Annotated in this window: 11 protein-coding genes; 6 read left to right on the forward strand and 5 right to left on the reverse strand. The window is 59.0% G+C overall.

The window, feature by feature from the left end:
• Positions 1-16: 16 nt before the first annotated feature.
• Positions 17-1,300, forward strand: coding sequence for an aminopeptidase PepB (gene pepB, locus H7R76_RS06545; protein ID WP_106924088.1), 1,284 nt, complete (start codon positions 17-19; stop codon positions 1,298-1,300).
• A gap of 87 nt (positions 1,301-1,387) precedes the next feature.
• The gene (gene sseB / locus H7R76_RS06550; protein WP_182930188.1) at positions 1,388-2,164 is read left to right on the forward strand and encodes an enhanced serine sensitivity protein SseB; all 777 of its coding nucleotides are present in this window, start codon (positions 1,388-1,390) and stop codon (positions 2,162-2,164) included.
• A gap of 36 nt (positions 2,165-2,200) precedes the next feature.
• Here sseB and timP read toward each other — a convergent pair whose 3' ends face one another.
• From timP to H7R76_RS06570, 5 genes are all read right to left on the reverse strand, one after another.
• Positions 2,201-2,323, reverse strand: coding sequence for a small toxic inner membrane protein TimP (timP, locus tag H7R76_RS25025; protein ID WP_258182274.1), 123 nt, complete (start codon positions 2,321-2,323; stop codon positions 2,201-2,203).
• A gap of 341 nt (positions 2,324-2,664) precedes the next feature.
• The gene (locus tag H7R76_RS06555) at positions 2,665-3,438 is read right to left on the reverse strand and encodes a MurR/RpiR family transcriptional regulator (RefSeq protein ID WP_182967277.1); all 774 of its coding nucleotides are present in this window, start codon (positions 3,436-3,438) and stop codon (positions 2,665-2,667) included.
• Entirely contained in the window at positions 3,438-4,283 is an 846-nt protein-coding gene (sseA, locus tag H7R76_RS06560) for a 3-mercaptopyruvate sulfurtransferase (protein ID WP_182967279.1), read from the reverse strand. Before sseA ends, H7R76_RS06555 begins: the two co-directional genes overlap by 1 nt.
• Before the next feature lie 73 nt (positions 4,284-4,356).
• The gene (locus tag H7R76_RS06565) at positions 4,357-5,721 is read right to left on the reverse strand and encodes a 6-phospho-alpha-glucosidase (RefSeq protein WP_182967281.1); all 1,365 of its coding nucleotides are present in this window, start codon (positions 5,719-5,721) and stop codon (positions 4,357-4,359) included.
• A gap of 13 nt (positions 5,722-5,734) precedes the next feature.
• Complete coding sequence (locus tag H7R76_RS06570) at positions 5,735-7,279, reverse strand: PTS transporter subunit EIIC (protein WP_106924093.1); 1,545 nt, start codon at positions 7,277-7,279, stop codon at positions 5,735-5,737.
• A 275-nt stretch (positions 7,280-7,554) separates the two neighbouring features.
• Between H7R76_RS06570 and H7R76_RS06575 the strand changes: the two genes are divergently transcribed.
• The 4 genes from H7R76_RS06575 to rlmN all read left to right on the forward strand — a co-directional run bounded on the left by H7R76_RS06575 (position 7,555) and on the right by rlmN (position 16,856).
• Entirely contained in the window at positions 7,555-12,504 is a 4,950-nt protein-coding gene (locus tag H7R76_RS06575) for an alpha-2-macroglobulin family protein (RefSeq protein WP_182967283.1), read from the forward strand.
• A 1-nt stretch (position 12,505) separates the two neighbouring features.
• Positions 12,506-14,824 carry a peptidoglycan glycosyltransferase PbpC gene (pbpC, locus tag H7R76_RS06580; protein ID WP_182967907.1) on the forward strand — a complete coding sequence of 773 codons (2,319 nt, stop codon included), beginning with the start codon at positions 12,506-12,508 and terminating at the stop codon, positions 14,822-14,824.
• A gap of 266 nt (positions 14,825-15,090) precedes the next feature.
• Positions 15,091-15,522, forward strand: a complete 432-nt coding sequence (gene ndk, locus H7R76_RS06585) for a nucleoside-diphosphate kinase (RefSeq protein WP_106924097.1) — start codon at positions 15,091-15,093, stop codon at positions 15,520-15,522.
• Positions 15,523-15,689: 167 nt separating this feature from the next.
• Complete coding sequence (gene rlmN / locus H7R76_RS06590; protein ID WP_106924098.1) at positions 15,690-16,856, forward strand: dual-specificity RNA methyltransferase RlmN; 1,167 nt, start codon at positions 15,690-15,692, stop codon at positions 16,854-16,856.
• The last annotated feature ends 201 nt before the right edge of the window (positions 16,857-17,057 follow it).

The raw sequence follows: 17,057 nt of genomic DNA on the forward strand, positions 1-17,057 counted from the left end.
AATAAGGATAAATAAAATGACAGAAGCGATGAAAATTACCCTGTCTACCCAGCCAGCCGATGCGCGCTGGGGCGACAAAGCGGCCTATAGCATTAATGATGAAGGTATTTCCCTGCACCTGACCGGCCGCGATGACGCGGGCCTTATCCAGCGCGCGGCGCGCAAAATTGACGGCATGGGCATCAAACATGTGGCCCTGGCGGGTGAGGGCTGGGACGTCGAGCGCTGCTGGGCATTCTGGGCGGGCTACAAAGGGCCAAAAGGCACCCGTCAGGTAGAATGGCCTGAGCTGGACGACGCACAGCGCCAGGAACTGGACAACCGTTTGACCTATATCGACTGGGTGCGTGACACCATCAACGCCCCGGCGGAAGAACTCGGCCCGGAGCAACTGGCGCAGCGCGCGGTGGATCTGCTGTGCGGCGTGGCGTGTGATAACGTCTCTTACCGTATCACCAAAGGTGAAGATCTGCGCGAGCAGGGTTATGTGGGTCTGCACACAGTGGGTCGTGGTTCCGAGCGTCCGCCGGTGCTGCTGGCGCTGGACTACAACCCAACGGGCGATAAAGAAGCACCGGTTTACGCCTGCCTGGTGGGTAAAGGCATTACCTTCGACTCCGGCGGTTACAGCATTAAACAGAGTGCGTTCATGGACTCCATGAAGTCCGATATGGGCGGTGCGGCAACCGTCACCGGCGCGCTGGCGCTGGCGATTACCCGTGGCCTGAACAAGCGCGTAAAACTGTACCTGTGCTGTGCGGATAACCTGATTAGCGGCAACGCCTTCAAACTTGGCGATATCATCCACTACCGTAATGGTAAAAACGTGGAAGTGATGAACACCGATGCGGAAGGCCGCCTGGTGCTGGCCGATGGCCTGATTGACGCTAGCGCGCAGAAGCCTGAGCTTATCATCGACGCGGCAACCCTGACCGGGGCGGCCAAAACCGCGCTGGGTAACGATTACCACGCGTTGTTCAGCTTTGATGACAAACTGGCTAACCGCCTGCTGGCAAGCGCCAGTGCGGAAAACGAAGCCTTCTGGCGTTTGCCGCTGGCGGAGTTCCACCGCAACCAGCTGCCGTCTAACTTTGCTGAACTGAACAACACCGGCAGCGCGGCGTACCCGGCGGGTGCAAGCACCGCGGCGGGCTTCCTGTCCCACTTCGTAGAGAACTATCACGAAGGTTGGCTGCACATCGACTGTTCCGCCACCTACCGTAAAGCGGCCGTTGAGCAGTGGTCGGCGGGTGCAACCGGGCTGGGCGTGCGGACTATCGCGAATCTGTTGACCGCGTAGGCCGGATAAGCGTAGCGCCATCCGGCAAAATACTGGCGGGGGCGCTTCGCTTGCCCGCCCTACAGTAACCATTGAATTTGTAGCCTTATGTCTGAAACCAAAAATGAACTCGAAACGCTGCTGGAACAAGCGGCGACAGAACCCGCTCATCGCCCAGCCTTTTTCCGTACCTTACTGGAATCCACCGTCTGGGTTCCCGGCAGCGCGGCTGACGACCAGCAGGTTGTTGACGACAGCGCCTTAGAATTACAGCACTGGGAAAAAGACGACGGCACGTCGGTGATTCCGTTCTTTACCTCGCTGGAAGCGCTGAAGCAGGCCGTTACCACCGAACAGGCGTTTGTCGTCATGCCGGTGCGCTCGCTGTTTGAAATGACTCTCGGCGAGACGCTGTATCTGAACGCCAAACTGCCGACCGGTAAAGAGTTCACCCCGCGCGAAATCAGTCTCCTGATAGGTGAAGAGGGCAACCCGCTGAGCACTCAGGAAGTGCTGGAAGGCGGCAGCGCGCTGTTGCTTTCCGAAGTGGCTGAACCGCCGGCGCAGATGGTCGAGTCGCTGACTACGCTGTTTAAAACCCTGAAAACGGTCAAACGCGCGTTTCTGTGTTCTATCAAGGAGCATGCGGACGAGCAGCCGAATCTGCTGATTGGCATTGAAGCAGAAGGGGATATTGAAGCCATTATCCACGCAGCGGGCAGCGTGGCGACCGATACCTTACCTGGTGATGAACCGATTGATATTTGTGAGGTAGTGGAAGGCGAAAAGGGCATCAGCCACTTTATGCTGGCGCACATCACGCCGTTCTACGAAAAACGCTGGGGCAGCTTCCTGCGTGACTTTAAGCAGAACCGGATTATCTGAACACAGGAAGGCCGCCCCGAGGGGCGGCATCCTGGCTTACTTGCCCTGCGCGTTGAGCCTCATGCTGACGGCGTTACCGGAGTGGCTCCGATTGCTGTCGGCGTGAAGCAACAAGGCGGCAGAAACAATCAGCACGATACACACGTATCGTCCTTTCATTGCGCGGTCCATGCGAAGACCGCATCACGGCAGCACCGCCGGCGATAACGCCGCGATAGCAAGCGCTATGGTGTGCCTGCATTTACGGCCGTGGGATACCCTCTCCTGAAGCCAGCGCCCGTTTGCGAGACGGCGGAAAGGGCCGGGATGGATTATACACCAATAGTTAAATAGTCACCTTTGTTACCATCTTGACTTTGTCCTATTTTAAAGCGACTATTATGCCACTATGGTGTGCCTGCATTGCTTTAGCAATGTAGCTTGCTGGAAAGGCCGCGAACCGGACCAGCACAAAGAAACCGCTGTGACAGGCGGTTTTTTTGTGCCTGAAGAACCCCTGATTACCCCGTCGCCTCAAGCAGCAGTAAATCCATCATTAGCACCAGGTTTGACTCGAATGAGGTGATATCTGCCGCTTCGGCCGCGAAATGCACGGCTTCATCGTAAAGCGCGAAATGCAGGTCGGCTAGCTGCGCCAGCGGGTTGGCCGAGGCGCGGGTGAAGGCGACAACGGTCATACCGACGTTACGGGCAATACGTGCTTTATCCAGTACCTGTTCGGTTTCTCCGCTGCGTGAAACGGCAATAAAGACCTGGTAGCGCGAGGCGTTGCTCAGAAAGATGTTGCGGCTGTCGCCCGGGCCGGAGATAAACGCCGTTTTACCCAATACCTGCAGCTTTTTAGTCAGATACTCGGCAAACAGATAGGAAAACCCCGCGCCGTACAGAAAGAAGCTCTCCCGCTCGCGTAAAAGACGGGTAAACTGCTGCCGTTTCTCCGCCGTTGCCCACTGGAATGACTGCTGGTAGTTAGCCATAAAGCGGTTGAACAGCGCGGGAAGATCCGCGCTGGCTTGCGTTTGCTGTGTCGCAATATGCGGCGTTTCCGCCAGCAGGTTTTTACAGTGCCAGATAAACTCGCTGTAGCCGCTAAACCCTAGCTTCTGACACAACCGCATGATGGTGGCAGTGGAGACAAACGTCGCCTGCGCCAGCTGACGAACCGTAATCTTGCCCACCAGTAACGGATGCGCCGTCAGGTGGGCTAATACCCGGTACTCTGCGCGCGTTAACGCTTCGCCGCGCATTAACAGCGGTGCCAGGCGGTTATCCATTACTGCGCGGGCTCGATCGGCAGATCGGCGCGCGCGCCCCATTCGCTCCATGAACCGTCGTACAGGGTGACGTCAGGCGCCTCAAGGGTCGCCAGCGCCAGGGCGACCACTGCCGCCGTCACGCCGGAGCCGCAGCTGACAATAATCGGCCGGTTTAAATCGACCCCTTGTCGTGCAAAGAGGGTTTCCAGCTCATCGGTTGTTTTCAGCTCGCCGTCCACCACCAGATCGCCCCACGGCACGTTGCGCGCACCGGGAATATGGCCACGGCGCAGGCCCGGACGGGGCTCATCAACTTCGGCGTTAAAGCGCGGTGCCGGGCGAGCATCGACGATTTGCGCGGAGCCTTCGTGGCTTGCCAGCAGAACGTCGGTCAGTCGCTTAACCGTATGCGGGGCAAATTTGGCCTCAAACTCGCCTTCCGCAACGTTGACGTCACCGTGCTCCAGCAGCAGTTCATCGCGCTGCCAGCCGGCGAGCCCGCCGGCCAGAATAGACACTCGCTCGGCGCCGAAGGTACGCAGCATCCACCACGCGCGCGGTGCGGAGAAGAGATTGCCTTCATCATAGATAACCAGATGTTTATCACGGCTGACGCCCAGTTCACGCATGGCGACGGCGAAGGCTTCCGGCCTTGGCAGCATATGGGGCAGGGGGGAAGTGTGATCGGAGAGGGCTTCGATATCAAAGAAAACGGCACCCGGCAGATGCCCGGCGCGGTATTCGGCGTTTAAGTCACGGTGTTCTTGCCCCGGCGGTGCCATACGGGCATCGATAATTTGTACCTGCGGGTCATCAACGTGCTCAGCCAGCCAGTCGGCGGCGACAAAAAACGAAGTGGTCATAGTACCCTCCATTGATAAATCAGAAAGGAATTGTCGGTGTTTTTTATCACACCGACAAGCGACCATCGTGTTATTAGCGCGTTGCTTCACCATTTTGCCAGGCGTGCTGCAGCTGCGGCCAGTAATCCTGGTTGGCAACAATCATCTCATCAAGAATAGCCCGCGCGTGTTCTATGGTTGGCACGGTCCGGTTGAGGGTGAAAGCCTGCAGCGCTTTCTCATAACTTCCTTCCAGCGTGGCTTCCACCAATAGCTGTTCCGAAGCCAGCTGCTGCATCAGCAGCGTCTGGTGGAACAGCGGGACGTTACCCATGCGCACCGGCTCCGGGCCGTTCGCGGTGATATACGCGGGCACTTCCACCATCGCATCGTCCGGTAGATTGGCGATCGCCCCCTGGTTTTCCACAATCACCAGATGACGCTGACGTAAATCAAAAGCCAGAGATCGGGCAACCTCAACGATAAACTCTCCGTGCACGCCGACGTGGAAGGCATCAGGCAGAATCCCGGTTTGCTGATACTCAACCGCCGCCGCGAACAGTTTTTTCTCGCGGCCATCCATCACTTCATTGGCGCGGGTATAGTCCGGATTCTGGTGCTCGACGATTTGGTTGGGCATCAGGTAGTACTGCAAATACGGGTTCGGCAGATATTCCGGGAAGCAGTCCATCATCGGTTTAATATTACGCCAGGTCTTCACCCATGATGGATCGGCATGCTGCGGGTCAGTTTGCGCGGCATCTTCGGTTAACAGGCCGAACTTCGCCACGTGGCGTCGCAGCTCTGGCAGCTTGTCTTCGCCATCGACACGCACCTGGGTAAACCAGCCGAAATGATTGAGACCAAAATAGTCGACGTCGAGCCTGTGGCGATCGACGCCGAGAATGGCTCCCATATTGCGCATGGCCGCCACCGGCATATCGCAGATATTTAATACCCGCGCCTGTGGGCGCAGACGGCGGATGCCTTCGGCAACGATGGCCGCCGGGTTAGAGTAGTTGACTATCCACGCTTTCGGGTCTGCATGGCGCTCAACCAGGTCAATCAATTCAACCATCGGCAGAATGGTACGCAGGCCGTAGGCCAGGCCGCCCGGGCCGCAGGTCTCCTGACCCACCACGTCGTGGCGCAGCGGGATTTTTTCATCCAGCTCACGCATCTTGTATTGACCAACGCGCATCTGGGCAAACACAAAGTGTGCGCCGCTGAAGGCCGTTTCCGGGCAGGTGGTGACGGTAAATTTGATGCTCTGGCTGTGGTCGCGTATAACCTTTTCTACCACCGGCGCGAGAGTGTTTTGCCGCGCTTCATCAATGTCGTAGAGGCGAATTTCCGCCAGCGGGAAGTCGCTTAAGCGCACCATCAGGCTCTTCACAATGCCCGGGGTATAGGTGCTGCCGCCGCCGGCGATAGCCAGAATAAATGGGGATTTCAACATGTTATAGCCTCCTTCAGAGAAACATCTCAACGGCTTCTCGCATTTTTTTGACATGCAGCCCGTAGACCACCTGAACGTTATTGCCTTGTTTAATAATGCCTTTCGCACCTGTTGCTTTAAGCTGCGGTTCGTTAATTTGCGCTACATCTTTGACCGTGACGCGCAGCCGGGTGTAACAGTTATCCACCACCTCAATGTTGTCGCGCCCGCCTAATCCTTCGATGATGAGGGTTCCCAGCCCGTCGTTGTTGCCCTTAGCCTGGTACTCCTGCTTGCTGTAGAGCCGGGTCTGTTGGTCTTCCTCTTCGCGGCCCGGCGTTTTCATATCAAAACGCAGAATCAGGAAGCGGAAGATAAGGAAATAGAGTGCGGACATCGTGAGCCCCACCGCGATATACATTGGCCAGTTCGCTTTGGTGGTGCCCAGCGGCAGGTTGTAGAGCACAAAGTCGATGATGCCGTTCGCGCCGATCGCATGGACGCCGAGCAGTGAGAACAGCATCATGCCAATGCCGGTCAGCACCGCGTGCACCACGAACAGCAGCGGCGCGACGAACAGGAATGAAAATTCCAGCGGTTCCGTGACGCCGACCAGCATGGACGTTAGCGCCGCCGGGATCAGAATGGCTTTCGCCGCCGCTTTACGCTCCGGTTTGGCCGTGACGTACATTGCCAGCGCCGCGGCGGGCAGGCCGAACATTTTGCTGATGCCACGCGCGTCCCACACTACCGTGCTGCTCAGTTGCGTGACCTTCGGGCAGGCCATTTCGGCGAAATAGATATTGCGCGCGCCCTGATACAGCGTGCCGCATACTTCCTGTGAACCCCCAAGCTCGGTGTACAGGAACGGGGTATAAACCAGATGATGCAGGCCGGTTGGCACCAGAATGCGCTCAAGGAAGCCATAAATGGCTACGCCGAACGGGCCGGAGCCTTTAATCGCCAACGCCAGCGCGCTGATGCCGTGCTGCGCCCACGGCCAGAGTTCGCTCATGATCACGCCGAGAAGTATGGCAACCGGCAAAATGATAATGGTGACGAAGCAGTGCCCGGAGTAGATAGCCATCGCCCCGGAAAACTGTACGCCGGAATAGCGGTTATACAGGTAGCCGGTGAGCGCACCGGTGAGGATCCCGGCAAACACGCCCATCTCCAGCACCTGTACGCCGAGCACCATGCTTTGCCCGGCGGTGCGCATAAGATCGGCAGGTGCCAGTTCGCCCTGTAGCTGGAGCGTCACATTCATGGCGTTGATAAAAACGATAAAGGTGACCAGGCCCAGCAGCGCCGCGTAACCTTTATCGCGGGCGGCAAGGCCAATGGGAATGCCGACGGCGAAGATCATCGCCAGGTTGACCAGCAGCGACACGGCGGATTTGGCGATCAGCTGGCCAAGATGCTGAACGGCAGGGTAACCGAGAACGTGAATGTACTCGGCGAGGCTACCGTTACCCAGCACGTTACCGAAGGCGATAAACAGACCGACGATTGGCAATATGAGCACCGGGCCGTAGAGAGATTTGCCAAAATTTTGTAGGGCATTAACGGCTCTTTTCATTCCGATCTCCAATTATTGAACCGCGTAGAGTAAGAGGTGACGACCGGCAAAAGGTAACAGCAGAGTGCGAGAGGAATCTAGCTATCTTATTGTTTTAAAAACAAAGTACGCGTAACGTCACAGGTGACGTTCGGTGCTGTGATCGCCGTAACATCCCGTTTGTGATGAAAAATGGTCGTCAATTTTGCGAGCGGGCTGGCTACTGGCAAACTCGGGTCTGGGGCATAATACTGAATCAACGACTCAAACAGACTTCACCAGTCAGAGGTTCCAGGATGAAACCCTTTCGTTTGGCTACGCTAGCGCTGGCGCTGGCAATGACGTTTACCCTGGCGGGATGCGACAATAACAACGATGATAAGCCCGCCTCGGCGGCGGCCCCGGCTGCAGCCGAGCACGCGTCGGCGAATAAACCGGATGCGGCGCAGCTGGCCAAACTTGCCCAGCAGAGTCAGGGCAAAACGCTTTCCCTGCTGGATGCCTCTGAAGTGCAGCTCGACGGCGCGGCGACGCTGGTGCTCACCTTTTCGATTCCGCTAAATCCCGATCAGGATTTCAGCAAAACCGTTCATCTGGTCGACAAAAAGAGCGGCAAAGTGGACGGTGCATGGGAGCTGGCGCCAAACCTCAAAGAGCTGCGTCTGCGCCATCTGGAGCCTAAACGCGACCTGATTGTGACCGTCGATCCTGAGCTGGCGGCGCTGAACAAATCCGCCTTCGGCAGCAGCGTGGAGAAAACGCTGACTACACGTGATATTGCCCCCAGCGTCGGTTTTGCCAGCCGCGGCTCGCTGCTGCCCGGCAAAGTGGTGGAAGGGCTGCCGGTGATGGTGCTCAACGTGCCGCACGTTGACGTCAACTTCTTCCGCGTGAAGCCGGAGTCGCTGGCGGCATTTGTCAGCCAGTGGGAATATCGCAGTTCGCTGAGCAACTGGGAATCTGACGAGCTGCTGAAAATGGCGGACCTTGTCTATACCGGACGTTTCGATCTCAACCCCACGCGTAACACTCGCGAAAAACTGCTGCTGCCGCTGAAGGATATTGCGCCGCTACAGCAGTCAGGCGTTTATATTGCGGTGATGAATCCGGCGGGTCAGTACAGCTACAGCAATGCCGCTACGCTGTTTACCCTCAGCGATGTGGGCGTTTCGCTGCACCGCTATCACGGCCAACTGGACGTTTTCACCCAAAGCCTGGAAAACGGCGCGGCGCAATCGGCCGTAGAACTGACCCTGCTTAACGATAAAGGCCAGACGCTGGCGCAGGCGACCAGCGATGCCAAAGGCCATGCGACCCTCCAGACGGATAAAGACGCGGCGCTGCTGCTGGCGCGCAAAGAGGGGCAAACCACGCTGCTGGATCTCAAACTTCCCGCGCTGGACCTGGCCGAGTTCGACGTTGCCGGTGACCCCGGCTACCGTAAGCAGTTCTTTATGTTTGGCCCGCGCGATCTTTATCGCCCCGGTGAAACGGTGATACTCAACGGGCTGCTGCGCGACAGTGACGGCAAACCGCTGCCCGATCAGCCGATTAAGCTCGAGGTGGTCAAGCCGGACGGGCAGGTGATCCGCAGCGTCGTCAGCCAGCCGCAGAACGGCCTGTATCAATTGACCTACCCGCTCGATAGCAGTGCCGCCACGGGGATGTGGCATATTCGCGCTAACACCGGCGATAACCAGCCGCGTGAGTGGGATTTCCACGTTGAAGATTTTATGCCCGAACGCATGGCGCTGAGCCTGACGCCGCAAACCGCACCGCTGGCTCCTGCTGACGATGTGACGTTCAGCGTGGTGGGTTCCTACCTCTACGGCGCGCCAGCCAGCGGTAACAGTCTCCAGGGCAAGCTGTTTTTACGCCCGCTGCGCGATGCCGTCGCGGCGCTGCCGGGCTTCCAGTTTGGCGATATTGCGCAAGAAAATACCGCCCGCAGCCTGGATGAAATGAACCTGACGCTGGATGCCAAAGGCCATGGTGAAGTGACCACCGCCAGCCAGTGGCAGGAAACCCACTCGCCGCTGCAGGTGATCCTCCAGGCCAGCCTGCTTGAGTCCGGCGGTCGCCCGGTCACCCGCCGGGTAAGCCAGGCTATCTGGCCAGCAGCCGAGCTGCCGGGGATCCGCCCGCAGTTTGCCAGCAAAGCGGTCTATGACTATCGCACCGACACCACCGTCAATCAGCCGATCGTCGATGAAAACAGCCAGGCGGCCTTTGACGTGGTTTACAGCGACGCCAGCGGTAATAAGAAAGCGGTTACCGGCCTGCAGGTCAGGCTGATTCGTGAACGCCGTGATTATTACTGGAACTGGTCGGAAAGCGACGGCTGGCAGTCTCGCTTCGATCAAAAAGATCTGGTCGAGGGCGAAGAGACGCTGGATCTCAGCGCAGATGAAACCGGTAAGGTCAGTTTCCCGGTAGAGTGGGGCGCCTATCGTCTGGAGGTCAAAGCGCCGAACGATGCGGTCAGTAGCGTGCGTTTCTGGGCCGGTTACAGCTGGCAGGATAACAGCGACGGCAGCGGCGCGGCGCGCCCGGATCGCGTCACGCTCAAGCTTGATAAACCGAACTACCGGCCCGGCGATACCATCAAGCTGCACATTGCCGCCCCGGCGGCAGGTAAAGGCTACGCGATGGTGGAATCCAGCGATGGGCCGCTGTGGTGGCAGGAAATTGAGGTCCCCGCCGCGGGGCTGGATCTAAGCATTCCGGTCGACAAAAGCTGGAACCGCCACGATCTCTATCTGAGCACGCTGGTGGTTCGTCCGGGGGACAAATCGCGCTCCGCTACGCCAAAGCGGGCGGTGGGCGTGCTGCATCTGCCGCTCGGTGACGAACAGCGTCGGCTGGACGTTGCGCTGGAGGGCCCGCAGAAAATGCGCCCGAACCAGCCGCTGACGGTTAAGGTGAAGGTGGGACGCAAAGAAGGGGCGGCACCGAAGCAGGTCAACGTGTTGCTGTCGGCCGTTGACAGCGGCGTGCTGAATATTACCGACTACGCCACGCCGGACCCGTGGCAGGCCTTCTTCGGCCAGAAACGCTACGGTGCAGATATTTATGATATCTATGGCCAGGTGATTGAAGGCCAGGGGCGTCTTGCCAGCCTGCGCTTCGGCGGTGACGGCGATGAGCTTAACCGCGGCGGTAAGCCGCCGGTTAACCACGTCACCATTATCGCCCAGCAGGCGCAGCCGGTGACCCTCGACGACAACGGCGAAGGCTCGATAACGATGCCAATAGGCGACTTTAACGGCGAGCTGAGAGTGATGGCACAGGCATGGACGAGCGAAGATTTCGGCAGCGCGGAACAAAAAGTAGTGGTTGCCGCACCGGTCGTCGCGGAACTGAATACGCCGCGCTTTATGGCGGGCGGCGATAGCGCTCGTCTGACGCTGGATCTGACCAACCTGACGGATAAACCCCAGACGCTGAACGTTCAGATTGCCACCGCCGGTCTGCTGACCCTGAAGAGCGGCCAGCCTGCGGCGGTCTCGCTGGAGCCCGGTGCGCGCAGCACGCTGTTTGTGCCGGTGAGCGCCAGTGAAGGCTTCGGCGACGGAGAAGTGAATGTCAGCGTATCGGGCCTGAATCTACCGGGTGAAACGCTGGCCGACCTGCATAAGCAGTGGAAGATTGGCGTGCGCCCGGCGTTCCCGGCGCAAACGGTCAATAACGGCGCGGTGCTGCAGCCTGGTGAGAGCTGGAGCATACCGTCAGGGCAGAACGCGGCGTTCTCGCCGGCGACGGTGCAGGGCCAACTGCTGCTGAGCGGTAAACCGCCGCTCAACCTGGCGCGCTATATCCGCGAATTGAAAGCCTATCCGTACGGCTGTCTTGAACAGACGGCCAGCGGCCTGTTCCCGCAGCTTTATACCAACGCCGCACAGCTAAAAACGTTGGGCATCGTCGGCGACAGCGATGAAAAACGCCGTGCTGCGGTGGATCTTGGCATCTCTCGCCTGCTGCAAATGCAAAAAGAGAGCGGCGGATTTGGCCTGTGGGACAAAGAAGGGCCAGAAGAGTACTGGCTGACTGCTTATGCCATGGACTTCCTGGTCCGCGCTGCGGAGCAGGGTTATAGCGTACCGGTGGAGGCCATCAATAAAGGCAATAACCGGATGCTGCGCTACCTGCAGGAGCCGGGGCTGATGAGCGTACGCTACACCGACGACAGCGCGGCTAGCCGTTTTGCCATTCAGGCCTATGCAGGCCTGGTGCTGGCCCGTCAGCAAAAAGCGCCGCTCGGTGCGCTTCGCGAACTCTGGGAACGCCGCGCGCAGGCCGGGTCCGGCCTGCCGTTGATGCAGCTGGGTATTGCGCTGAAAGCGATGGGCGACGCCCCGCGCAGCGAACAGGCGCTGCAGCTGGCGTTGACTACCAAACGTACTGACAGGGCGCGTTGGCTGGCGGACTACGGCAGCGACCTGCGCGACAACGCGCTGATGCTGGCGCTGCTGGAAGAGAACAAGCTGCTACCGGCGGCCCAGAATGCGCTACTGCAAACCCTCGCTGAGCAGGCTTTCAGCGAACGCTGGCTGTCGACCCAGGAGAACAATGCGCTGTTCCTGGCGGCGAAAAGCGTGCTGGACGCGCCGGGCAACTGGCAGGCGCAAACTTCGCTGGACGGTCAGCCGTTGCGGGGAGAGAAAGCCCTGACGCGTAATCTGGATGCAGAGCAGCTTGCGGCGCTGACGGTGACAAACAGCGGCCAGCAGCCGCTGTGGCTGCGACTCGACAGCACCGGTTACCCGCAAAATGCGCCAGCGGCAAGCGGCAACGTGCTGCATATTGAGCGCCAGTTCTATGGCACTGATGGTCAGCGCAAATCGCTTTCTTCGCTGCGTAGCGGCGAACTGGTGCTGGTGAAGTTAGATATCAACGCCGGACAGAACGTGCCGGATGCGCTGGTGGTCGATATGCTGCCTGCCGGACTGGAGCTGGAAAACCAGAATCTGGCTAACAGCAGTGCCAATCTGCAGGACAACGCCAGCGAAGTGCAGGAGTGGCTCAACCAGATGCAGCAGGCGGATATCCAGCACATGGAATTCCGTGACGACCGCTTTGTGGCGGCGGTGGCGGTCAACGCTAACCAGCCGGTGACGCTGGTTTATCTGGCTCGCGCGGTCATGCCGGGTACCTATCAGGTGCCGCCGTCGCAGGTAGAATCCATGTATGTTCCGGCCTGGCGCGCGGTGGGTACGGCGGACGACATGCTGATTGTCGTCCCATAGCATGCGGGTCGCCTGGCTTAAACGCCCCGTCTGGCGCTGGCTGGCCGGGGCGGTGGTCCTCTTTTGCGGCGCGGTGGTGCTGGCCGATAAGCGCTGGCCGCTGCCGCTGCATGAAGTGACGCCCGCCCGCGTGGTGGTCGCCGAGGACGGCAGCCCGCTGTGGCGTTTTGCCGATGCCGAAGGGATCTGGCGCTACCCGGTGACCGTGGAAGAGGTGTCGCCACGCTACCTGGATGCCTTGATCCAATATGAAGACCGCTGGTTCTGGGACCATCCCGGCGTAAACCCGTTTTCCATTGTCCGCGCGGCCTGGCAGGATCTCTCCGCCGGGCGCGTAGTGTCGGGCGGCAGCACGCTGACGATGCAGGTGGCGCGGCTGCTGGACCCGCATCCGCGTACGTTTGGCGGTAAGTTTCGCCAGCTGTGGCGCGCCTTCCAACTGGAATGGCATCTTTCCAAACGGGATATTCTGACGCTTTATCTCAACCGGGCTCCGTTCGGCGGCACGCTTCAGGGCGTCGGTGCTGCCAGTTGGGCCTATCTCGGAAAACCGCCTGCGCAATTAAGCTACGCCGACGCTGCGCTGCTGGCTGTACTGCCGCAGGCGCCCAGCCGACTGCGTCCGGACCGCTGGCCTCATCGGGCGCAGGCCGCGCGTAATAAAGTCCTTGACCGAATGCTGACTCAGGGCGTCTGGCCTGACGCTGCGGTAAAGGAGGCGAAAGAAGAGCCGGTATGGCTGTTCCCGCGCCAGATGCCGCAGCTGGCACCGCTGTTTGCGCGCGCCATGCTGGCGCGGAGCCGTGAGGAAAAAATTGTGACCACCCTGGATGCCGGGCTGCAGCGGCAGCTGGAAGATCTGGCGATGAACTGGAAATCGCGTCTGGCACCGCGCAGCTCGCTGGCGATGGTGGTGGTCGATAACCGCGATATGAAGGTGCGCGGCTGGGTTGGTTCTGCGGATATTACCGATGATAGCCGCTTTGGTCATGTCGATATGGTGACCGCAGTGCGTTCGCCGGGGTCGGTGCTGAAGCCATTTTTATACGGTATGGCGCTCGACAGCGCGCTGATTCATCCGGCATCGCTGCTACAGGATGTGCCGCGTCGGGTGGGAGACTACCGACCGGGTAACTTTGACAGCGGATTCCACGGCCCGGTGAGCATGAGCGAAGCGCTGGTGCGCTCGCTGAATCTTCCTGCCGTGCAGGTGCTGGACGCTTACGGGCCGAAGCAGTTCGCCGCCCGGCTGCGCAATGCCGGGCTACCGCTGATTCTGCCGACCGGTGCGGAGCCGAATTTATCGCTCATTCTCGGCGGCGCTGGCGCGCGGCTGGCTGATATCACCGCCGCCTATAGTGCCTTCGCGCGACACGGAAGGGTGGGCAAACTGCGGATGCTGGCCAGCGACCCGCTGGTCGAACGGCCGCTGCTGTCGCCGGGCGCGGCGTGGATTATCCGCCGCATTCTGGCCAACGAGGCGCAGCCGTTGCCGGATGCCTCGCTGCCGCAGGGGGTGCCGCTGGCGTGGAAAACCGGCACCAGCTACGGCTATCGCGACGCATGGGCGATTGGCGTTAATGCCCGTTACAGCATCGGCATCTGGACCGGTAGGCCGGACGGTACGCCGGTGGCCGGGCAGTTTGGTTTCGCCAGCGCCATTCCGCTGTTGAACCAGGTCAACAATCTGTTGGCCTCACGCGCTGCGCGCCAGCAGGAGGCGCGCGATCCTCGTCCGGCGTCGGTTGGCGTGGCGGAAATCTGCTGGCCAGGCGGGCAGCCGCTGCCAGCGGGGGACACCAACTGCCGCCGCAGGCTGTCGACCTGGATGCTGGATAATAGCCTGCCGCCGACGTTACAGCTGCCTGAGCAGGAAGGGATGCAGGGCATTCGTTTCCCGATGTGGCTTGATGGCGAAGGCAAACGGGTGGCAGCAGACTGCCCGGGGGCCCGTGAAACGATCCTCGACGTCTGGCCGCTGCCGCTGGAGCCGTGGCTGCCCGTCGGAGAGCGCCGTGCCGCGCGGCTGCCGCCGGTGTCGACGCGTTGCCCGCCGCGTCAAGTGCAGAACATGGCCCCGCTGATGCTGTCCGGTATTCGTGAAGATGCCGTGATCCGACGTTTGCCCGGTGAGTCGAATGCAAGAGTCGTGCTGCACGCGAGCGGTGGAGAAGGGAGGCGCTGGTGGTTCCTCAACGGTGAACCGCAGGCCAGCGCTGGCGATAGTCTGACGTTGACGCTGGCAGATCCGGCGGCTTATCAACTGGTGGTGATGGATGAAGCAGGGCAGACGTCGGTGGTGAATTTTACGCTGCAGTGAGTGACGTTGCCGGTTGGTGCTGCGCTTACCCGGCCTACAATATGGCATCGACCCGTAAGCCCGATAAGCGTAGCGCCATCGGGCAGTAGCAGCGCACAATAACCAAACCGGGTTTGTTACAAAGTGTGTTGCTTAAAAGTATTTTATTTTAAAAAAATGTTACCTTCATCCATAGGCAACGACGCATCCGGTCATTATAATCCGCGCCAGGTAATACAGCTGCTGTATGCACGACAACAAAATAAATTTTATTATTAGAGGTAATCATGGCTATTGAACGTACTTTTTCCATCATCAAGCCAAACGCGGTGGCAAAAAACGTTATTGGCAGCATCTTCTCTCGCTTTGAATCAGCAGGGTTTAAGATTGTTGGCACCAAAATGCTGCACCTGACCGTTGAGCAGGCGCGCGGCTTCTACGCTGAGCACGACGGCCGTCCGTTCTTCGACGGTCTGGTTGAGTTCATGACCTCTGGCCCGATCGTGGTTTCCGTACTGGAAGGCGAAAACGCCGTTCAGCGTCACCGCGATCTGCTGGGTGCCACCAACCCGGCAAACGCGCTGGCAGGCACCCTGCGCGCTGACTACGCGGACAGCTTCACCGAGAACGGCACCCACGGTTCCGATTCCGTTGAATCCGCCGCGCGCGAAATCGCCTTCTTCTTCGGCGAAGGCGAAGTGTGCCCGCGCACCCGTTAAGGGATCGTTTACACTTTATTTCGTGAATGCCGCGTGCAGACGTGGCATCCATGCGCCAGAATTTGTACAATGCAGCGCCCCCGGACGAGCAGAACGCTTTCCTGGGGCGCTTCTTTTTATTAACCCTCCAGGGGCCATAACGTGTAACAACGAGGCCGGAATAGAAAATGTCTGAACAAATTGTCACGCCTGAGAGCGCCATCCCGGCGGTTCCCAACAAAGATGGAAAAATTAACCTGCTGGATCTTAACCGTCAGCAGATGCGCGAGTTTTTTAAAAACTTAGGCGAAAAACCCTTCCGCGCCGATCAGGTGATGAAGTGGATGTATCACTACTGCTGCGACGACTTTGATGAGATGACCGACATCAACAAAGTTCTGCGCGGTAAGCTGAAAGAAGTGGCTGAAATTCGCGCTCCGGAAGTGGTAGAAGAGCAGCGTTCTTCTGACGGCACCATCAAATGGGCGATTGCCGTTGGCGATCAGCGCGTTGAAACCGTGTATATCCCGGAAGACGATCGCGCGACCCTGTGCGTCTCTTCACAGGTCGGCTGCGCATTAGAGTGTAAATTCTGCTCTACGGCCCAGCAGGGCTTCAACCGCAACCTGCGCGTATCTGAAATTATCGGCCAGGTGTGGCGCGCGGCGAAAATCGTCGGTGCGGTCAAAGCAACCGGCGTGCGTCCGATCACCAACGTGGTGATGATGGGGATGGGCGAACCGCTGCTGAACCTGACTAACGTGGTTCCCGCGATGGAAATCATGCTCGATGACTTCGGTTTCGGCCTGTCCAAACGTCGCGTAACGCTGTCCACATCAGGCGTGGTTCCGGCGCTCGATAAGCTGGGCGATATGATTGACGTCGCGCTAGCGATTTCCCTGCACGCACCGAACGACACCATCCGTGACGAAATTGTACCGATCAACAAAAAGTACAACATCGCGACGTTCCTGGAGTCCGTTCGTGGCTACATTTCGAAGTCCAACGCCAACCAGGGCCGCGTGACCATCGAATACGTGATGCTGGACCATATTAACGATGGCACCGAGCACGCCCATGAGCTGGCTGAACTGCTGAAAGATACGCCGTGCAAAATCAACCTGATTCCGTGGAACCCGTTCCCGGGCGCACCGTACGGCCGCAGCTCCAACAGCCGCATTGACCGCTTCAGTAAAGTACTGATGAGCTATGGCTTTACCACCATCGTGCGTAAGACCCGCGGTGATGACATTGATGCCGCCTGTGGTCAGCTTGCCGGTGATGTGATTGACCGCACCAAGCGTACAATGCGTAAGCGTATGCAGGGTGAAACCATTGAGGTCAAAGCGCTCTGATAGCGCGCCGCGTGCGCCAGAAATGGCGCACGCACAGCCAAGTGCTTAAGGATTAGGCGAAACGTACTGATCTGGTTAATAATTACGGTGCGTTTCATCAAGTATTGAGGCAGTATGTAGCGTTGCAATCACAGCGTGAATACGGCTTTTGACGCTGTTTTGGAGTAGGGCATAACGGGCGGCCTGTCCGTCCGTTCGGTA

It is taken from the genome of Klebsiella sp. WP8-S18-ESBL-06 (assembly GCF_014169755.1).
Taxonomy (GTDB): Bacteria; Pseudomonadota; Gammaproteobacteria; order Enterobacterales; family Enterobacteriaceae; genus Kluyvera; species Kluyvera ascorbata_B.